This is a genomic window from Kutzneria sp. NPDC051319, from assembly GCF_040682195.1.
Lineage (GTDB): Bacteria > Actinomycetota > Actinomycetes > Mycobacteriales > Pseudonocardiaceae > Kutzneria.
Window position 1 is genome coordinate 1 of sequence record NZ_JBFBAM010000078.1, and the last position, 17724, is coordinate 17724.

A 17724-nucleotide genomic window follows, 5' to 3' on the forward strand; every position below is an offset into this window, starting at 1 on the left:
GGCGGCCGCGTAACGCTTCACAGACATGTGCACCCCAAACGTTCATGTGGCTGAACCGGGTTGGGCGGGAAGCGAAGGCGAAGCTAGTGAGAGCAACGGAAAACATCAACGCGGAAGGCGTATTCCAGCCGCTTGACCGTGCTCAGGGGCTCGCGTTCACAATTGACTGTAAACGTTTTCAGTATGGTTGCAACGATGCGCGATAGGCGCGGGCGACCGCCGTCCACCATGCGCATTCATCGACGACGCCGATGCCGTCAGCGGTCGGGGCCATGCCGGCGGCGTGCCGATGCTCGCTTCGTGTGGCGGCCTTGAGCTGCGCGGCCTCGACGGCTGCGAGCAGCGCCGTGCCGCTGAGCCCGGCGCGGCGGGCCCGGCGCTCGACGCCGGCGGCGACGTCGGGGTCGAAGCGCGAGGTCAGCGCCCAGCGCCACTCGCCGAGTTCGAGCAGCACCCGGCGCACGCGGTGATGTGGATCGAACCGCTTTCCACTGCGGACCAACACCGTCGCGGGGTCGACGTGGCGGTGCAGCGGGCGCAGCTGGCCGAAGATCCGCCACATCGCGGCCCACCGCCAGGCCCGAAGCGCGACGTCGACCCCGGCCGGCAGGCGAGCGACGAGCGCGACCAGGGGAGTGGTCGGCAGGAAGACCGTCCCGGTGCGGTGGTGCCCGAACTGGTAGATCAGCAGCGTCACGGCCAGCACGCCGACAATGCACGCCACGACGTCCAAGCGGCCCCGCGCGGCGACGCGTAGGCAACGGTAGACGAGCACGGCGGCGCCGACCACGGGTGGCAGCACATAGATCGGCGCCATCCACCAGGGACACCGGCCCGGAATCGACATCACCAGTATCGCGACCAGAATGTTCACGGTCACAAGGGAAATATCGTAACAACCGAGCAATCGTCGCATCCAGGGGGACGTCGACCGGACCAACAGCGTCACGCCGCCGACGATCCCCGACACCAGGGCCGTGCCGATGGCCACCCGGACGGCAGCGGGCGGCAGCGGGCGATCGGCGGAGCCGGCCAGCGGGCCCAGGGAGGTCAACAGCGACGCGCCGCAGTTGATCAACGCATACCCGCTCCACGCCCGTGGATCCCACCGCCGGCTCCCGACCGCCGGCATCCGGAACATCAGGGTCATCATGCCCAGCGCGGAGAACACCACGTAGCCGGCGTTCAGTGCGACCATCACCAGCCCACCTCGTCGCCCCGGCGTGGCCGCCGTTCGGTCAGCGCCGCGAGCAGCGCGTCGGCGAACTCCTCGGCCTCACGCTCGCGCGGATCGGCGAAACCGCTGCGCGCGCAGGGCGTCCGCTCGTGGTCGAGCGCGATGTGCGCGAGCTCGTGCAGCAGGATCTGCAACCGGTGGTACCAGCGCGGCGAATCCGCGCACACGACGAGGTACCGGCCGTCGGCCAGCGCCAGGGTCAGCCCGCTCAGCCCCGCCTCGCCCATCGGCGTGAAGCACACCTCCAGCGGACCGCCGAGGCGGTCGCGGATGACCTCGCACACGCGGCGGGCCGCGGCCTGGTGCGACACTTCCGGCGGCACGGCCAGTTCGGCGACGACGGCGTCGACTAACTGGCGCCGTCCCCGTCGACGGTGGGGGAGTCGAAACTCCATCGCTCGCCTTCCTCGGTCCGCAGTGCCTGTGTCACGGCGCGGATGGCGGCCGCCCGCGTCCTGGCGCTCAGGTGCGGCGCCCGCTCGCTGAGCCGGGTGGCGAACTCGATGACCCCCAGGTCACGCATCGCCTCCAGATCGGTCCGCTCCTCGTCGACCCGCCGGGCCAGGTCGGCGTCGAAGAAGTACGCGGCGGGCACGCCGAAATACCCGGCGAGTCCATGAATGTGACGCAACCTCGGATTGTCGCTGGCGCCGGTCAGCAGCTCGCGCAGGTAGCTGCCGGAGATCGACCCGATCGCCGCCGCCACCTCCTCGGGCGACCGTGGCCGGTCCGCGGTGTCGAACAGCTGCCGAAGGGCGTGCTCGCGCCACGACGGCCGTTCCCCGGGGTGCAGTTCGCGGCGTCCGCCGACGAAGCGGGCCGGGTGCACGCCGAGCGCGCCCGCGAGGTCCTCGATGGTCCTGCGGGTCGGATTGTCCTTGCGGCCCTTGCGCAGCTGCGCGATGTAGCCGTGGCCGACGTCCCCGCCCCGGCGGGTGATCTCGGCCGCCAGCGCCACGTTGGACCAGGTCGAGCACTCCTCGTCCAGCACCGCGGCGAACTCCCCGCTTCTCACTCGGCCGATTGTACTGGTGTGAGAGGGCTTCCACCACAGTTGACATGACCGCTACCGTCATTTGCACTGCTGAGGGATCGACACCACCGTAGTGCAAGGAGTGTCGGATGCGAGGTGATCGGCGTGGCTGGCCGCCACCGGCTGTCGGACTACGTGTCGGAGGAGCCCGGCCACCGGTTCGTGCTGGCCGTGGCGGCCTCGATCGTGCTGCCACTGATCGCCGCGATCTGCACGGCGGCGGCCGACATCGGCGCGTCACCGGCGGTCGGTTCCGGTTGCGATGGCCCATCGAGACCGAGCTCTACCTCACCGTCGCCACCTGCGTCGCCGCCCTCGCCCTCGCCGGCGTCATCGCGGCGTTGACAATCAACAATGTCATCGAGCAGACTCAAGCCGTCCCGACGGGGGTTGCGTGCCGCTGAGTGCTGCGCGCAATCGGTGACGGGCGTACGCTTCGGTGATGCGGGCCAACGGAACGGTGGAGCACGGGCGCGGTCTCGGGCCCCACGACCACGTGTGTTGGAGCTACGACGTCGACGCCGAGTTTCGTCGCCGCGCTCGCGAGTTTCTCGCCGATGGGCTGGCTCTCGGCCAGCGTGTTTGCTACATCGGCGACGACACCGAGGACGCTCTCGCGGCGGATCTGCGCGCGGCCGACGGGATGGACGAGGCGCTGCGGCAGGGGGCGGCGGCCGTGACGCCGGTCCGCGACGCGTACCGGCCGGACGCCGTCATCGAGCCTGAGGCGCAGGTCGCGACGTACGCCGCGGCGACCAAGCAGGCCCTGGCCGACGGCTTCGCCGGGCTCCGGGTGGCGACGGACGTGACCACCATGGTCCGTCGGCCGACGCAACTCGACGCGTTCGCCCGCTACGAGCACCTCATCGACGACTACATGACCGCGCAGCCCTTTGCCGCGCTGTGTGGCTACGACCGGGCCGAGCTGGGCTTGCGGGCAGTGGCTCAGCTGGCGTGCATGCACCCCGTCAACAATCGAGACATCGCACCCTTCCGGCTGTACGCATCGACCGACGCCGACTGCTCGGCCGAGCTGGCCGGTGACCTGGACCTGCTCGGCGCCGAGCTGTTCCCACTGGCGTTGCGCCGCGCCGACCCCGATCCCCGTGGCGACCGAGTGGTGCTCGACGGGTCCAAGCTGAGCTTCATCGACCACCGCAGCCTGATGGCATTGGACGATCACGCCCACGAACGCGGGGCCACGGTGGTGCTGCGCACCGGACTGTCCACACCGGCCCATGTGATCGAGGCGTTGAACCTGACGGGCGTGCGCCTGGCCTGCGCCGCCTGACAGCCCGGTGTAGCCCGCTCGGGGGCCGGGTACTCGTCGCTACGACGACGAGGAGGTTCGCGATGATACGTGATGGCATCGCCGATCCCTGGGGTGCCCGGACCCCGTACGCACCCGGGCAGCGGTGGCCGGTCCGTGTCGACAGCCACCTCACCGACGGCATCGCCGAACAGGACGTGGACGCCTGGGTGCGCGCGGCCGCGATCCTGCACTCCAACGGCGACGGCCTGGACATCGCGGTGAAGGACGGCCGCGTGGTCGGCGTCCGGGGCCGCGCCGACGATCACGTCAACCGCGGCCGGCTCGATCCCAAGGACCTGTTCGGCTGGCAGGCCAACAACAGCCCCGACCGGCTCACCGCCCCGCTCGTCCGTCGCGACGGCCGGCTTGCCGAGTCCACATGGGACGAAGCGATGTCGCTCATCGTCAAGCGCAGCAAGGAGCTGCTCGACGACCGGGGCCCGAGCTCGATCGGCTTCTACACCAGCGGCCAGCTGTTCGCGGAGGAGTACTACACGCTGTCGGCCATCGCGCACGGGGCCATCGGCACCAACCACCTCGACGGCAACACACGGCTGTGCACGGCGACCGCCGCGGCGGCGCTGAAGGAGAGCTTCGGCTGCGACGGCCAGCCCGCTTGCTACGACGACGTCGACCATGCCGACGTGATCGCGCTGTTCGGGCACAACGCGGCCGAGACCCAGGTCGTGCTGTGGGATCGGATCCTGGACCGGCTCGCCGGCCCGACGCCGCCCGCGCTGCTGTGCGTCGACCCGCGCCGGACGCCGGTCGCCCAGGCGGCCACGCTGCACCTGGCACCGTTGCCCGGCACGAACGTCGCATTGATGAATGGCATCCTGCACGAGCTCATCGCCAACGACTGGGTCGACCACGACTACGTCGACGCCCACACCGTCGGCTACGACGACTTCGCCGAGCTGGTGGCCGACTACCCGCCGGAGCGGGCGGCGCGGATCTGCGACGTGCCCGCCGAGCAGATCCGGTCAGCCGCAAGGCTTCTCGGCCGTGCCGACCGTCTGCTGTGTACGGTGCTCCAGGGCTTCTACCAGTCCCACCAAGCCACCGCGGCCGCCGTTCAGGTCAACAACCTGGTGCTGCTGAGGGGAATGCTCGGCCGGCCCGGGGCCGGCGTGCTGCAGATGAACGGGCAGCCGACCGCGGAGAACACCCGGGAGTGCGGCGCCGACGGCGACCTCACCGGGTTTCGCAACTGGGCCAACGACGACCACGTCGCCGAGCTCGCCGGGCTGTGGAACCTGGACGTCTCGCAGATCCCACACTTCGCGCCGCCGACGCACCTGATGCAGATGCTGCGCTACGCCGAGAACGGCACGCTGGGGATGCTGTGGGTGTCGGCGACCAATCCCGCGGTGTCGCTGCCCGAACTGCGGCGCGTGCGCTCGATCCTCGGCCAGGACCGGCTGTTCCTGGTCGTGCAGGACGCCTTCCCCACGGAGACAACCGAGCTGGCCGACGTCGTGCTGCCGGCGGCGATCTGGGGCGAGAAGACCGGCGTGGCCACCAACGCCGACCGCACGGTGCACCTGAACGACAAGGCCGTCGAGCCGCCCGGCCAGGCCCGAGCCGACCTCGACATCTGGCTGGACTACGCCCGCCGCATGGAATTCCGCGACCGCGACGGCCGGCCGTTCCCGCCGTGGCACGACGCGGAGTCGGCCTTCGAGGCGTGGAAACGCGCGTCCGCCGGTCGGCCCTGCGACTACAGCGGCCTGAGTTACGCCAAGCTACGTGAGGTCAGCGGAGTGCGGTGGCCGTGCAACGAGGACCACCCCGACGGCGTCGACCGGCTCTACGCCGACGGCACGTTCTTCGCCCGGCCCGACTACTGCGAGAGCTACGGCCGCGACCTGGTGACCGGTGCCCCGACCGAACCGGTGGAGTACCGGGCCGCCAATCCGGACGGCAAGGCCATGTTGAAGGCCGCCCAGTACGTGGAGCGGCACGAGAAGCCCGACCCGGACCACCCGTTCGTGCTGATCACCGGCCGGACCGTCTACCACTTCCACACCCGGACCAAGACCGGTCGCGCCCCGCAGCTGCGCGATGCCGCGCCGCAGCCCTGGCTGGAGATGTCCGCGCACGACGCCGAGCGCATCGGGGCCGTCGAAGGCGATGTGGTGGAGGTGCGCACCGCCCGCGGCGCCGTCCAAGCCGCGCTGCGGGTGTCGGCCATCCGGGACGGCGTGGTGTTCCTGCCGTTCCACTACGGCTACTGGGACACCGACGATCCGGGCCATGACCGGGCCGCCAACGAGCTCACGCCGACGGACTGGGATCCCGTGTCCAAGCAGCCGATCTTCAAGACGGCGGCGGCAGCGGTGCAGCGGGTGAAGGCGGGGGACCGGCCCGCGCCCGCGCCGACCACCGCGGCAGCGGCGCCGGTAACCACCGAGATCTCGCCCACCCACGGCGGTCCATCGGCCGGCGTCCGAGAAGACGATGGCACGCCCGGGTCGGGAGGTCGGCGATGAAGATCGGACTGGCCATCCGGGAACTGCACCGGTCGGAGAAGTCCCTGGCCCGAGCCTTGCTCAAGGCGGCGGACCGGCATCGCGCCGAGCACGAGATCCATTACGTGGCCAAGGATCTGGCCGCGTGGTCGGCGGACCACATCCGGGATCTGGCCGGGGCGGGGGAACGGTACGGCGTCAAGGTCGGCGGACAGATGCCGCGCAGCGCGGGGCTGCTCGCACCGCTGCGGAAGGGGTTCAGCGTGGTGACGGGTCGCCAGGCCGTGCCGGGCGTGCTGCTGCTGGCCGACCTGCGTCAGCTGCACCGGATGGCGGCCGGGGTGTCGCTGGACTGGGAGCTGCTGGCCCAGGGCGCGCAGGCGGTGAAGGACAGCGAGTTGGTGGAGCTCACTCGACGCTGCCATCCGGAGACGTTGCGCCAGCTGAAGTGGACAAACGCGATGCTCAAGACGCTCTCGCCGCAGGTGCTGGCCAGCTGAGCCGGATTAGCGGCCGCGCTGTGGGGTATGGCCTTCGTGGAGCCCATCGAAGGAGGAGACGTGACCACACCCCTCAATCCGCTCGCGGTGGTGACCGGGGCGTCCAGCGGCATCGGGCTGGAGCTGGCCCACCAGCTCGCGGCCAACGGCTTCGACATCATCGCCTGCGCGGAGGACGACGAGCTGGCCATCGCCGCGGACGCCTTGCGGGCCAACAACGTCGCCGTGGAGGCCGTCCGGGCGGACCTCACGAAGCCGGACGGCGTCGAGCAACTGGTCGAGCGCGTGACGGGGACGGGACGGCCGGTGGACGCGCTGGTGGTCAACGCCGGGGTTGGCGTGTCGGGCCCGTTCGTCGGCGATTCGACGCTTGAGGACCAGCTCTACGTCGTCGACCTGAACGTGCGGTCGGCTGTGCACCTGACCAAGCGCCTGCTGCCGGGCATGGCGGTGCGCGGCAGCGGCCGGGTCCTGTTCACGTCGTCGATCGCGGCGGTCATGCCGGGCCCGTTCCAGACGGTGTACAACGCCTCCAAGGCGTTTCTGCTGTCGTTCTCGGAGGCGCTGCGGGACGAGCTCAAGGACAGCGGCGTCACGGTGACGGCGCTGATGCCCGGCCCGACGGAGACGGAGTTCTTCGACCGCGCCGACATGGGCGACACGAAGCTCGGGGCGTCGGAGCACAAGGACGACCCGGCCGTGGTGGCCAAGCAGGGCTACGAGGCGATGATGGCCGGCAAGGACCGCGTGGTCGCCGGCTCATTCGCGAACAAGGCGCAGGCGGCGGCGGCGAAGGTGTTGCCGGACAAGGCGATGGCCGCGATGCACCGCAAGATGAGCGAACCCGGCAGTGCGGAGAAGTGATGGACAACTCAGTGCAGCTGTTGACCGAGGGCTATGCGTGGCTGCCGGACCGGCGCCGTGAGACGCCCACCGTGCGAACCCGGTTGATGGGTCAACGCGCGGTCTGCATCGGCGGCGTCGAAGCCGCCCAGTTCTTCTACGACGAGCAGAACATCCGGCGGCACGGCGCGATCCCGGGCCCGGTGCTGAGCACCCTGTTCGGCCACGGCGCCGTGCACACACTGGACGGCGCGGAACACCGGGCCCGCAAGGCGATGTTCCGATCGGTGATGGGACCGGACGGCGTCGCGGACCTGACCGAACGGGTGACCGAGGTCTGGGACGAAACGGTGCCGACCTGGGACCGGCCGGCGGTGTTGTTCGACGAGACCAGCCGGATCCTGACCCGCGCGGTGTGCGACTGGGCCGGCATCCGGGTGGCGCCGGCCGAGGTGCCGACGCTGGCCGCCGACCTGATCGCGATGGTCGACGGCTTCGCGACGCCGGGCCCGCGGCATTTCAAGGCCCGCTTTGCCCGCCGGCGCCAGGAAAAGCGGTTCGCCGGCGTCACCGAGGGCTTCCTGTACGACGTCATGTCCGCGCACATCGGCGACCCGCAGGTGCGGGCGGTCGAGTTGCTCAACGTGATCCGGCCGACGGTCGCGCTGAGCTGGTTCGTGACGTTCGCGGCGCACGCCCTGCACCGCTGGCCCAAGCACCGCGCGGATCTCGCCGCCGGCGGCGCTTTCGCCGAGGCGTTCGCGCATGAGGTGCGGCGCTTCTACCCGTTCGCGCCGTTCCTCGGCGGCCTCGCGGCCCGGGACATGCAGTGGCAGGGGCAGCCGATTCCGGCCGGCAGCCTGGTGCTGCTGGACATCTACGGCCACAACCACGACCCAGAGCTGTTCGGAGATCCCTACGCCTTCTCGCCGGAGCGGTTCGTCGGCCACGACATCGGCGCGTTCGAACTCGTGCCGCAGGGCGCGGGGTGGCCCGACACCAGCCACCGCTGCCCGGGCGAGGGCATCGCGGTCTCGGTACTCGCGGCGCTGGCCACCCGCCTGGCCCGGCTGGACTACGAGGTGCCGCCCCAGGATCTGACCATCTCCCTGCGCCGAGTGCCGGCCCGGCCGCGCAGCGGATTCGTCCTGGCCTAATGGGAGCTGCCGGGTCAGCCACGCTGGCAGACTCGGTGCCTGGTAGCCGCTGGTGAGTGAGCACTTCCCTCGCCTGGACCGTCGGAGTCCTGGGGTCAGTCGCTGTATCTCTGGTGGGACCCGTTGAGGGGTGAAAATCGGTGTCGGTTGCCGGGACTTGACCCCGGATGTTGGACACCTGACACACTCAGACCGTGATGGCCTGGGTGGACTGGAGTCTGCATAGATGGCGATGAAGCACTACTCGCCGGAGTTCAAGGCCGACGCGGTCGCGTTGTACCGGTCTCGTCCGGGCGTGACAGTCGCCGCGGTGGCCCGGGATCTCGGGGTGAACACGGAGACATTGCGTAGCTGGATCCGCAACGAGGACAGGCAGCACGGCCGATCCTCCGCTCCGGCCTCGAACCAGCCGGCGGCAGCATCGGTTCCGGGGCACCGTGGAGGCCGAGAACGCCTTGCTGCGTAAGAAGGTCCGCGAGTTGGAGGAGGAACGCGAGATCTTGCGTAAGGCGGCCAAGTATTTCGCGGGGGAGACGCGCTGGTGAACCGCTTCCAGTTCGTCGCCGACCACCAGCGCCGCTACGGCGTGAAGCGGTTGTGTCAGGTGATCGGGATCGCCCGGTTCAGCTTCTACCACTGGAGGGCCACCGCCGCGGACCGGGCCACCCGGGCGGCGGCCGATGACCGGCTGGAGGCGCGTATCCGCGTGATCCACCAGGAATCGGCCGGCGCCTACGGTGTCCCGCGCGTCACTACGGAGCTGCGTGAGGACGGGCAGGTCGTCAACCACAAGCGCGTCGCGCGGGTCATGCGCGAGCGTGGGCTGGCCGGGGTGCGGCTACGCCGCCGGCACCGCACCACCATCGCGGATCCGGCCGCGGCCAAGGCCCCGGACCTGATCGGGCGGGATTTCACCGCCGCGGAGCCGAACACCCGCTACGTCGGGGACATCACCTACCTGCCGATCGCCGACGGCTCGTTCTGGTATCTGGCGACGGTGATGGACCTGTGCTCGCGTCGGCTGGGCGATCGCTGATCACATGCGCACCGAGCTGGTGATCGACGCCCTGCACGCGGCCGAGCGCGTCCGGGGCAGTCTGGCCGGGGCGATCTTCCACTCCGACCACGGGGCCTGGTATGTGTCTCGGGCGTTCGCCCAGGCCTGCCAGGCGGCGGGGGTGACCCAGTCGATGGGCGCTGTCGGCAGCTCGGCGGACAACGCCGCCGCGGAAAGCCTGAACGCGTCGTTCAAACGTGAGACCCTGCAGGGTGCCGGAAGTTGGTGCACTGCAAGGGAAGCACGGCTGGCGGCGTTCGGCTGGGTGCATCGCTACAACACCCGACGCCGTCATTCTTACCTCGGGCAGCGGCCACCGACCGTCTACGAGAACAGCCTTGGCTCAACATCGGCTACGCTTCCCGAAGTCGCATAACCCCGTGTCCAACATCCAGGGGTAAGCCCCAAGTGCTTCGCCTGCCCACTCACGTCGATTTTCGGATCAGATCGTGCCCTCACCAGTGGTCAGGAGCCTTGATCGCTGATGGGATGTCGTGCCCGCCGCGCGTTGGCGTGAGCACTTGTCCATTAGGTCGCGCACCGGCTCCTGCGGGCTGCTGGAACCATTGCCGGCTATGGAGGTTCCGTTCCGAATGCCAGCTGGCCACCTGCAACGACCACACGGTGCTGTTGTCGCTGCTCTATGTGATCGCGCGTAGCCTGCTGGGCGTTCCGGCCGTGCTGCTGCGTCGCGATCTGTCCACGAATGCCGAACTGCTGGTGCTCCGCCACGAGAACGCGGTGCTACGCCGTCAGATCACCTGGGTTCGCTACATGCCAGCAGACCGGTTGTGGCTGGCGACATTTTCCCGGCTGCTGCCGGACGACACTGGAAGGGGCTCTTCTCCGTAACTCCAGTGACCCTGCTGGCCTGGCATCGTCGGATGGTCGCCAGGAAGTGGGACTACAGCGATCAGCGAGCTGCTGAGCTTATCGCCTGATGCCTTGTCCCCCGTGAGAGCTACAACCGAATGTTCTCACCACGGGGATTCCTGGATGCCCGAGGAAGGCTAGCTTTCCCAGCATGAAAACGAAGACGGACACACCCAGCAAGTTCCGTTTCCCGATCCTGTTTATCGCGATGCTCGCCGTGGTGGCGATCGCGAGTCTCATCAACGCGCGCTTGTCCGGCCTCGGTCCCCTCTCAGTCGTCGTCGGTATCGCCACCGCGGCAGCCGGACTCTTCGTGTACACCCACCTGTCGCGGCGGCTCGAACGCCGCCCCAGCGTCCCCGAGCTGGACCGAACCGAGGCACTGCCCGGGCTCCTCCGCGGAGCCGCGATCGGCACCGGCGCCTTCGTCACGACGATGCTGTTCATCGGGTTGTTCGGCGGCTGGGGCCACTTCGCCAGTGGCTCGTTCTGGGGGTTTCTGACCAGCGTGGGCGTGATGGCCAGCGCCGCAGTCAACGAAGAGCTGCTCTTCCGCGGCGTGATCTTCCGAATCACCCAGAACCGGTTCGGCACGTGGATCGCAGTGACGCTGTCAGCGGTCCTGTTCGGCGGCTCGCACCTGCTCAACACCGGAGCGACGCTGTGGGGCGCATTCGCGATCGCCATCGAAGCCGGCGTCACGCTCGCCATCTGCTACGCCGCCACCCGCTCGCTGTGGCTGCCGATCGGCTTCCACTTCGCCTGGAACCTTGTCGAATCCGGAGTTTTCGGCACCACCGTCTCCGGCGCCACGGGCACCGCGCACGGCCTGCTCACCACCACGCTGTCGGGCCCCGCGCTGCTCACCGGGGGCTCCTTCGGCCCCGAAGCGAGCCTCATCGCGGTGCTCGTCTGCTTGGCGCCCATCGCGTACTTCCTCCGCAAGATCAAGCGCTACAACCTGATCGTCCGCCGATCCGCAGCTCAGTCCTGAACCGCGACCAGCCCCGACTGGTACGCCAGCACCACAGCCTGAACCCGGTCCCGCAGGTTGAGCTTCGTCAGGATCCGCGACATGTACGTCTTCACAGTCTCCGAGCCGATCACCAGCTCCGCCGCGATCTCCGCGTTCGACAGGCCCTGCGCGACCAGCCCCAACACCTCCCGCTCGCGGGGCGCCAGGGCCTCCAGCGCCTGTCGACGCGGGGCCTGTTCGGCGGGGCGGATGCGTTCGGCGAACCGGCCGATCAGCGCGCGCGTGACAACCGGCGCCAGCAGCGACTCGCCCCTGGCGACCGTGCGAACTCCGTTGATCAGCTCCTCCGGCGGTGAATCCTTCAGGAGGAATCCGCTGGCGCCGGCCTTGAGTGCCGCGTAGACGTACTGGTCGACGTTGAAATTCGTGACGACAAGAATCTTCGCCGGGTTCGCGACGCCGGCGCCCGCCAGCCGTGTCGTCACCTCGATCCCGTCCATCAGCGGCATCTGGATGTCCATCACGATGACGTCCGGCTCGAGCCGCAGCGCCGCCTCGAGCCCGGCCGGCCCGTCCGCCGCTTCACCGACGACATCCAGGTCTGGCTGCGAGTTGAAGATCGCCGCGTAACCGGCACGGATCAACGCTTGGTCCTCGCAGATCAGTACCCGGATCATGCCCCGCTCGTCATCGGAATCCTCGCCCATACCCGGAACCCTCCATCAGCGGCACGCCCCGCTGCCAACTCGCCCCCCAAGCCCTCCACTCGCTCCCGCAGACCGCTCAACCCCCGCCCACCTGAAAGCTCCCGTTCCGGCATCACGGTCCCGCCCGCGTTAGCCACCTCGATCTCCACGGCCGTCACCAGGTAACCGATCCGCACGCCCGTCGGACACCCCGCGGCGTACTTCACTGCATTGGTGAGTGCTTCCTGCACCACCCGATATCCCGCCAGCTCCACGTTCTCCGGCAGTGCCATCGCGGCCCCCTCCACCACCAACTGCACCGGCTGCCCACCGTTCTTCGTCAGAGCCACCAACTCCACGACGTCATCCAACCCGGGCATCTCACTCGCCTCGGCCCGCTCACCCGTCGCCTCCAGCACGCTCAGCAACGACCGTAACTCCTTCAGGGCCCGCCGCCCCGTCATACCGATCGTGTCCAGCGACTCAGTTACGCGCTCCGGCGGGCCCGTCAGGTACTTCGTCGCACCAGCCTGCACGACGATCGCGGTCACGTGGTGGGTCACCACATCGTGCAACTCACGCGCGATGTGTGCCCGCTCCGCCGCCTTCGCAGCCTCGGCCTCCAACCGGCGCCGCGCCACCTCTTCCGCGCGCCGCGCCCGCACCAACGCGCCGATCCCCACGCCCGCCACCAATGCCGCGTAGAACACCACAAAGTCCGCGATCCCCTCCGGCGAACGCCGCAGGACCAAGGCCAGGCAGAATCCGAGATACCCGGCGGTGCTCACGATCGCGACGGCCCAGCGGCGCCTCTCCTGCAGCGCACCGACCGAATACAGCGCGGCCAGCAGCCCCAATGTGCCCGCCGTGGCGGGGTACGCAACCACTTCGTGCACCGCAAAACATGTCGCAATCACCGCGAACGACGCGGCGGGCCACCGCCGGCGGCCCGCGAGCGGCACCGTCATCCCCAGCGTGAGCAGGACGGCGAACACGTCGGGCGGCCGTTTCGGCAGATCCCCGAAACTCGCCCCGAGCACGGCCGTGAACGGTAGGAACCCGAGAACGGTGAACACGACGGCCAGCACGGGATCGGCCATCGGGCCCGTGAACCAGCGCACCAGGCGCTTCGACATGGAGGCAGTCTACTTTTGATTCGTAGGTTCTGGGTTCGAGTCCCAGGCGGCCTACTATGTGCCACAACCCGAACACCGGGCGTTTTGGACAGCGGGTAGCGGTCGGATCCGTTTCGTTATGTTGGGCGATGCGGATCTGCTCGTTGCCCGCTGTTTGTCGTGCCGGCGACCCTTCGTGTTGCCTCAGGCCAGCGCGGGGGTGGGGCAGCCGCGTCCACGCTCGCTATAGGGGCTGGTGCGTGTCCGGCGCCAGCGGGGAGTTCGCGGCGCTCATCGAGCGCTGGGGCGGTCGCGTCGCGGCAGCCGCTCGACGACCAGGTCGTAGGAATCCGCGACCGCGTCAGTGACCAGTCGCTTGGTGATGCCGGGGCCCGGCCCCAGCGAGATCCAATGCCGTTTGTCGAGATAGCGGCCCGGTGTGATCGAGGCGTGGCCACGTTCTCGCGCGCGGGCGTGTTCGGGTTCGCACTTGACCGTGATGATCTGGTCCTCCGGGTCGTCGGTGACGATCAGGAACACCTTGCCCGCCACCTTGTACACGTCCAGGTGCTCGGTGAACGGGTAACCGTGGTCCGTCCCGGGCAGCGCGAGGGCCGTGGCACGCGCTGCATCCTGGAGCCGGTCACCGGCCGCGCTCACCGGGCCGCCCGTATGCCGCCGCCGTAGGTGTGCGGGTCGACGGGCTGCTCGGCCTTGGACAGGTGGGAGACCACGAGCAAGTAGGAGTCGGTGACGACTTCCTCGACCAGCGTCTCGTCGACGCCGTCCCCGCCCTCCAGGGTGATCCAGTGCTTCTTGTTCATGTGGTAGCCGGGGGTGATGTGGCTGTTGTGCTCCCGCAGGGCGAGGGCTTCGCCGGGGTCCGCCTTGAGGATCACGACAGGCCGCCCTGGGACTTCGGTCATCAGCATGAACACCTTGCCGCGCACCTTGTAGACCTCCCAGTCGGGGCCGAAGGGATGCTCCAGGCGGGCTCCGGGAAGTTCCTCGGCGCAGTCAGCGGCGGTTTTCTGCAGGATCGATCCGTTCACGGGGCGTTGCCTCCTCGGGTGGTGACGGGTTGTGGCATCGAAGGACGCGGAGAGCGTGCCGCGCGGTCGCGGCGGCACACCCCATCCTTTCCCTGAACATGCAGAAACGGGCAGTAAGCTGCGGACACGTGATGGTCCACAAGCGACACACCCGCGCGCGCGATCAGGCTGGACCGGTCGCGGTTCGGCTGTACGGTTTCCAGCCCCCGGTCGGTACTCCCTATGGCCTTGAGGTCAGCACCATCGAGGACTTCTTCGCCCAGCACGGCGACTGGCCGTGGAACCCGCCCCGTCCGGGCCGTGCCACCTTCCACTACCTCATCGCGATCACCGAGGGCGAACTGCGGCACGACGTCGACTACGTCACGCAGGCCGTCGCCCCAGGCCAGTGGCTGTGGGTGCGTCCAGGTCACGCGCAGTGCTGGCATCCGCCCGGCGCGGCCCGCGGCCCGTTCATCCTGTTCGAACCGGACGTGCTGCGGCCCGACCTCGCCCGTCTCCTGGCCCCGCTCACCGCGCACGAGGCCCCTGCCGTGCTCAGCCCGCACCCCGACGACACCGCCTGGCTCCAGCAGACGGCACTCCAACTCCTGGACGAGCACCGCGCACTGGGCCGCCGCCCCCTCGACCTCCACCACGCCTTGCGGCTCAGCCTGCTCGAATCGTTGCTGCTGCGCCTGGCCAACTCGCCCGGCATCGCCCTCACCGGCACGGCCACGGCCGGCACCGGCCGCGCCGACAGGTACGGGCGCTTCCTGGACGCCTTGGAGCTGCACCTCCGCGAACTGCACCACGCCGCGGACTACGCCGAGTTGCTCGGCTGCTCGGTCCGCACCCTCAGCCGCGCCGCCCAGGACGCCACCGGCAAGGGGGTCCGTGAGCTCATCGACGAGCGGCGCCTCCTGGAAGCCCGGCGCCTGCTGGGAGGCGCCCGGTGGGACGCCAGGGCTGTAGCCGTCGAAATCGGCTTCACCGATCCCGCGAACTTCGGCCGCTTCTTCCGCGACCGCACCGGTCTCACCCCGGCCGCCTTCGCAGCCCGCGAAGCCACGCCCGAACCGTGAGCGGAGCGCGGCCGCGGCCCCTGACCTCCGGACGTTCATGCTGCGGGACTCCCGGTCGATTCGGAGGTCACTTGGAGTGGGTCAAACCCAGTTGGGGGGCATGCTGTTCGGCATAGCGGGGGCCGAATCCGCCGGTCGGGAGGATCTCGCGGATCGCGGCGAGATCGGCCTCTGTGAGGGCGACGTCGGCCGCGTGGGCCCGACGATCAAGCATCAAGTGCCCGCCGGATGAACTCCTCGCGGGTCGCGCTGGAGGCGCGCGACTCAGCCGCATGACCGCCGCCATGTCGAACGAGTGGAAGCCCCCGCCCCACATGTGGAGATCGACGCTCACGCCCGCCTCGGACAGGCGACCGGCGTAGATCAGGATCTCGTCGCGGAACCCCTCCGCCGAGCCGGTGTCGATGTAGGTGCGCGGCAGCCTGCTGAGGTCCTCGGCGCGGGCCGGCGCGGCGTACTGCGACACGACGGGGCCTCCGCGCCGCTCGCCCAGCAGGGAGGTCCACGCGTACAGGTTGCTGTAGCGGTCCCACACGCCGTCGCGGTCCACCATGCGACTGCCGTGCGTCTCGACGCGGTCGTCGAGCATGGGGCAGATCAGAATCTGGTGGCTGAGTTTGGGAAAGGCGCGGTCGCGGGCGAGTAGCGCGGTTCCCGCCGCGAGGCCGCCGCCGCCACTGACTCCGGCGATCAGGAGCCGCTCGGGGTCGATACCGAGTTCGGCCGCGTTTTTCGCCATCCACACCGGCCCCGCGTAGCAGTCCTCGACCGGCGCGGGATCGGGGTGGTCCGGAGCCAGTCGGTACTCGACCGACACGACGACCGCACTCCCCTCGATCACATGGGGGAGGAGATGACTCATGTGGTCCCGGCGTCCCCCCCATGATCATCCCGCCACCGTGGAGGCTGAGGATGCCTCCCCTGGGCCCTCGGTCCTCGACGGGGCTGAGAATCAGCAGAGTGATGTCCGGCGCGCCTTCCGGCCCGGGTACCTGGCGCTCCTCCACCGCACCCTGCCGCCCACGGTCAGAGCCTCCGAATCCAACCCGGGGGAATACTCGGCGATCTGCCGTCGGATCTCCGGCAGGGTCTCATCCGACATGGCCGGAAAAACAGCGCCCCGCGCCTGCTCGACGGGCGCGAGCTCCGGGTCCAACGGAGGCCGGATGGTCAAGGCACCGAAAAATCTGCTGCTGTCTGGTCTGTCCTCTGTTCTTTCCTTCGGAAACGACGGGGAGCGACTTCTCAGTCGTCCAGGACGACGACGTGCTTGCCCGGCGTGGTGCCGGACTCGACGTCGGCTTGGGCGGCACGGACCTGTTCCAGGCCGTGGTAGACCTTCGCGACCGGGACCGTGAGGCGCCCCGCGGCGATGGCCTGGAGCTGGTGGGCGAAGACCTCGGCCGGGAGGTCGGCGGCCTGACCGCCGTAGGAGGTCAACCGCACCCCGGTGGGGATCATGAACGGGGTGAAGTCGGGGATCGTCCACTGGCCCGCCAGGGCTCCGGTGAAGCAGACCGTGCCGTTCCGGCGGACGGTGCGGAGGGTGTCGGCGAGGACCGAGCAGCCCACCAGTTCCAGTGCGGCGTCGACGCCGTCCGGCGCCAGCTCGCGCACCTGGTCGGCGAGGGTGCCGTTGTCGACGAGGGGATGGTCGACGCCCGCGGCCCGCAGTTCACCGGCCCTCTCCGGGCTGCGGGTGGTGGACAGCACGGTGGCTCCGAGGTCCTTCGCGATCGTGGCCGCGCTCAACCCGACCGTGGAGGTGCCGCCGCGGATCAGCAGCGTCTGCCCCGCCTGCAGGCCGAGGCCGGTGGCGAGGGAGCCGTACGCGGTCTGGAACATCTCCGGCAGCGCACCGACGACCTCCCACGACAGGCCGGTCTCGAACGGGATGACCTGCTCCGCGGGCACGGTCACGTACTGGGCGTACGCGCCGTCGTAGGAGCGGCCCATGCCGCCCATCATCGTGGCCACCTGCTGTCCCGGCCGCAGTCCGCTGTCCTCGTCGGCTTCATCGACCACGCCGACGCCTTCGATGCCGGGGATGCGCGGGTAGGTGACCTCCGCGTCGGACTCGCCCTTGCGGGTGCTGACCTCGGACTCGTTGACGCCGAAGGCCTTCACCTTGATCCGCACCCAGCCGGGCTTGCGTACCGGCACCGGCACGTCCTTGATCTCCAGTGCGTCGAGGCCGCCGGGCCGGGTCACGACGACGGCCCGCATCGTCACCAATGCGGCGTCGCCCGCTGCTGCTGTCGGTTGGCTCATGCCGAGCCTCCTTGCTCTGTTCGTCCCCCGGGGATGTGAAGGCGGAGCCGGGGCTCCAGGCGCAGGTACCGGGTGAT

Annotated in this window: 18 protein-coding genes and 1 pseudogene; 9 read left to right on the plus strand and 10 right to left on the minus strand. The window is 69.5% G+C overall.

The genetic code is table 11. The features are described 5' to 3' along the window. Positions 1 to 178 precede the first annotated feature (178 nt). From AB0M73_RS41920 to AB0M73_RS41935, 4 genes are all read right to left on the minus strand, one after another. A complete protein-coding gene (locus AB0M73_RS41920) occupies positions 179 to 1198 on the minus strand; it encodes a DUF6545 domain-containing protein (protein WP_363904021.1) in 1020 nt (339 codons plus the stop codon). Beyond that, on the minus strand, positions 1198 to 1632 hold the full coding sequence (locus tag AB0M73_RS41925) for an ImmA/IrrE family metallo-endopeptidase (protein WP_363903889.1): 435 nt from the start codon (positions 1630 to 1632) through the stop codon (positions 1198 to 1200). The genes AB0M73_RS41920 and AB0M73_RS41925 overlap by 1 nt, the downstream gene beginning before the upstream one ends. Then, a complete protein-coding gene (locus AB0M73_RS41930; RefSeq protein ID WP_363903892.1) occupies positions 1587 to 2252 on the minus strand; it encodes a helix-turn-helix domain-containing protein in 666 nt (221 codons plus the stop codon). Before AB0M73_RS41930 ends, AB0M73_RS41925 begins: the two co-directional genes overlap by 46 nt. 149 nt (positions 2253 to 2401) lie before the next feature. Next, entirely contained in the window at positions 2402 to 2644 is a 243-nt protein-coding gene (locus AB0M73_RS41935) for a hypothetical protein (RefSeq protein ID WP_363903895.1), read from the minus strand. A 68-nt stretch (positions 2645 to 2712) separates the two neighbouring features. Between AB0M73_RS41935 and AB0M73_RS41940 the strand changes: the two genes are divergently transcribed. From AB0M73_RS41940 to AB0M73_RS41975, 8 genes and pseudogenes are all read left to right on the plus strand, one after another. Further along, positions 2713 to 3561: an MEDS domain-containing protein gene (locus AB0M73_RS41940; RefSeq protein ID WP_363903898.1), complete on the plus strand. Its 849-nt coding sequence runs from the start codon at positions 2713 to 2715 to the stop codon at positions 3559 to 3561. 62 nt (positions 3562 to 3623) lie between these two features. Next, positions 3624 to 6074 carry a molybdopterin-dependent oxidoreductase gene (locus AB0M73_RS41945; protein ID WP_363903900.1) on the plus strand — a complete coding sequence of 817 codons (2451 nt, stop codon included), beginning with the start codon at positions 3624 to 3626 and terminating at the stop codon, positions 6072 to 6074. Next, entirely contained in the window at positions 6071 to 6553 is a 483-nt protein-coding gene (locus AB0M73_RS41950; protein ID WP_363903903.1) for a hypothetical protein, read from the plus strand. Before AB0M73_RS41945 ends, AB0M73_RS41950 begins: the two co-directional genes overlap by 4 nt. Before the next feature lie 60 nt (positions 6554 to 6613). Then, positions 6614 to 7417, plus strand: coding sequence for an SDR family NAD(P)-dependent oxidoreductase (locus AB0M73_RS41955; protein ID WP_363903906.1), 804 nt, complete (start codon positions 6614 to 6616; stop codon positions 7415 to 7417). Next, positions 7417 to 8553, plus strand: coding sequence for a cytochrome P450 (locus AB0M73_RS41960; RefSeq protein WP_363903909.1), 1137 nt, complete (start codon positions 7417 to 7419; stop codon positions 8551 to 8553). The genes AB0M73_RS41955 and AB0M73_RS41960 overlap by 1 nt, the downstream gene beginning before the upstream one ends. Before the next feature lie 226 nt (positions 8554 to 8779). Beyond that, positions 8780 to 9986 (plus strand): annotated as a pseudogene (locus AB0M73_RS41965) (IS3 family transposase). A gap of 248 nt (positions 9987 to 10234) precedes the next feature. Continuing rightward, on the plus strand, positions 10235 to 10462 hold the full coding sequence (locus AB0M73_RS41970; RefSeq protein WP_363903912.1) for a hypothetical protein: 228 nt from the start codon (positions 10235 to 10237) through the stop codon (positions 10460 to 10462). 172 nt (positions 10463 to 10634) lie between these two features. After that, positions 10635 to 11477: a type II CAAX endopeptidase family protein gene (locus AB0M73_RS41975; protein ID WP_363903915.1), complete on the plus strand. Its 843-nt coding sequence runs from the start codon at positions 10635 to 10637 to the stop codon at positions 11475 to 11477. Here the strand turns inward: AB0M73_RS41975 and AB0M73_RS41980 are convergent. From AB0M73_RS41980 to AB0M73_RS41995, 4 genes are all read right to left on the minus strand, one after another. Next, positions 11468 to 12166 carry a response regulator transcription factor gene (locus tag AB0M73_RS41980; protein WP_363903918.1) on the minus strand — a complete coding sequence of 233 codons (699 nt, stop codon included), beginning with the start codon at positions 12164 to 12166 and terminating at the stop codon, positions 11468 to 11470. The two genes, AB0M73_RS41975 and AB0M73_RS41980, sit on opposite strands and share 10 nt — an antisense overlap. Further along, positions 12133 to 13281, minus strand: coding sequence for a histidine kinase (locus tag AB0M73_RS41985; protein WP_363903921.1), 1149 nt, complete (start codon positions 13279 to 13281; stop codon positions 12133 to 12135). The genes AB0M73_RS41980 and AB0M73_RS41985 overlap by 34 nt, the downstream gene beginning before the upstream one ends. A 270-nt stretch (positions 13282 to 13551) precedes the next feature. Beyond that, positions 13552 to 13920: an MmcQ/YjbR family DNA-binding protein gene (locus AB0M73_RS41990; protein WP_363903924.1), complete on the minus strand. Its 369-nt coding sequence runs from the start codon at positions 13918 to 13920 to the stop codon at positions 13552 to 13554. Then, positions 13917 to 14312 carry an MmcQ/YjbR family DNA-binding protein gene (locus tag AB0M73_RS41995; RefSeq protein ID WP_363903927.1) on the minus strand — a complete coding sequence of 132 codons (396 nt, stop codon included), beginning with the start codon at positions 14310 to 14312 and terminating at the stop codon, positions 13917 to 13919. The genes AB0M73_RS41990 and AB0M73_RS41995 overlap by 4 nt, the downstream gene beginning before the upstream one ends. Positions 14313 to 14443: 131 nt before the next feature. Between AB0M73_RS41995 and AB0M73_RS42000 the strand changes: the two genes are divergently transcribed. Next, positions 14444 to 15376, plus strand: a complete 933-nt coding sequence (locus AB0M73_RS42000; RefSeq protein WP_363904024.1) for an AraC family transcriptional regulator — start codon at positions 14444 to 14446, stop codon at positions 15374 to 15376. 67 nt (positions 15377 to 15443) lie between these two features. Here the strand turns inward: AB0M73_RS42000 and AB0M73_RS42005 are convergent, their stop codons facing one another. Continuing rightward, complete coding sequence (locus tag AB0M73_RS42005) at positions 15444 to 16217, minus strand: alpha/beta hydrolase fold domain-containing protein (RefSeq protein ID WP_363903930.1); 774 nt, start codon at positions 16215 to 16217, stop codon at positions 15444 to 15446. A gap of 404 nt (positions 16218 to 16621) precedes the next feature. Beyond that, the gene (locus tag AB0M73_RS42010; RefSeq protein WP_363903933.1) at positions 16622 to 17647 is read right to left on the minus strand and encodes a zinc-binding dehydrogenase; all 1026 of its coding nucleotides are present in this window, start codon (positions 17645 to 17647) and stop codon (positions 16622 to 16624) included. Positions 17648 to 17724: the final 77 nt, after the last annotated feature.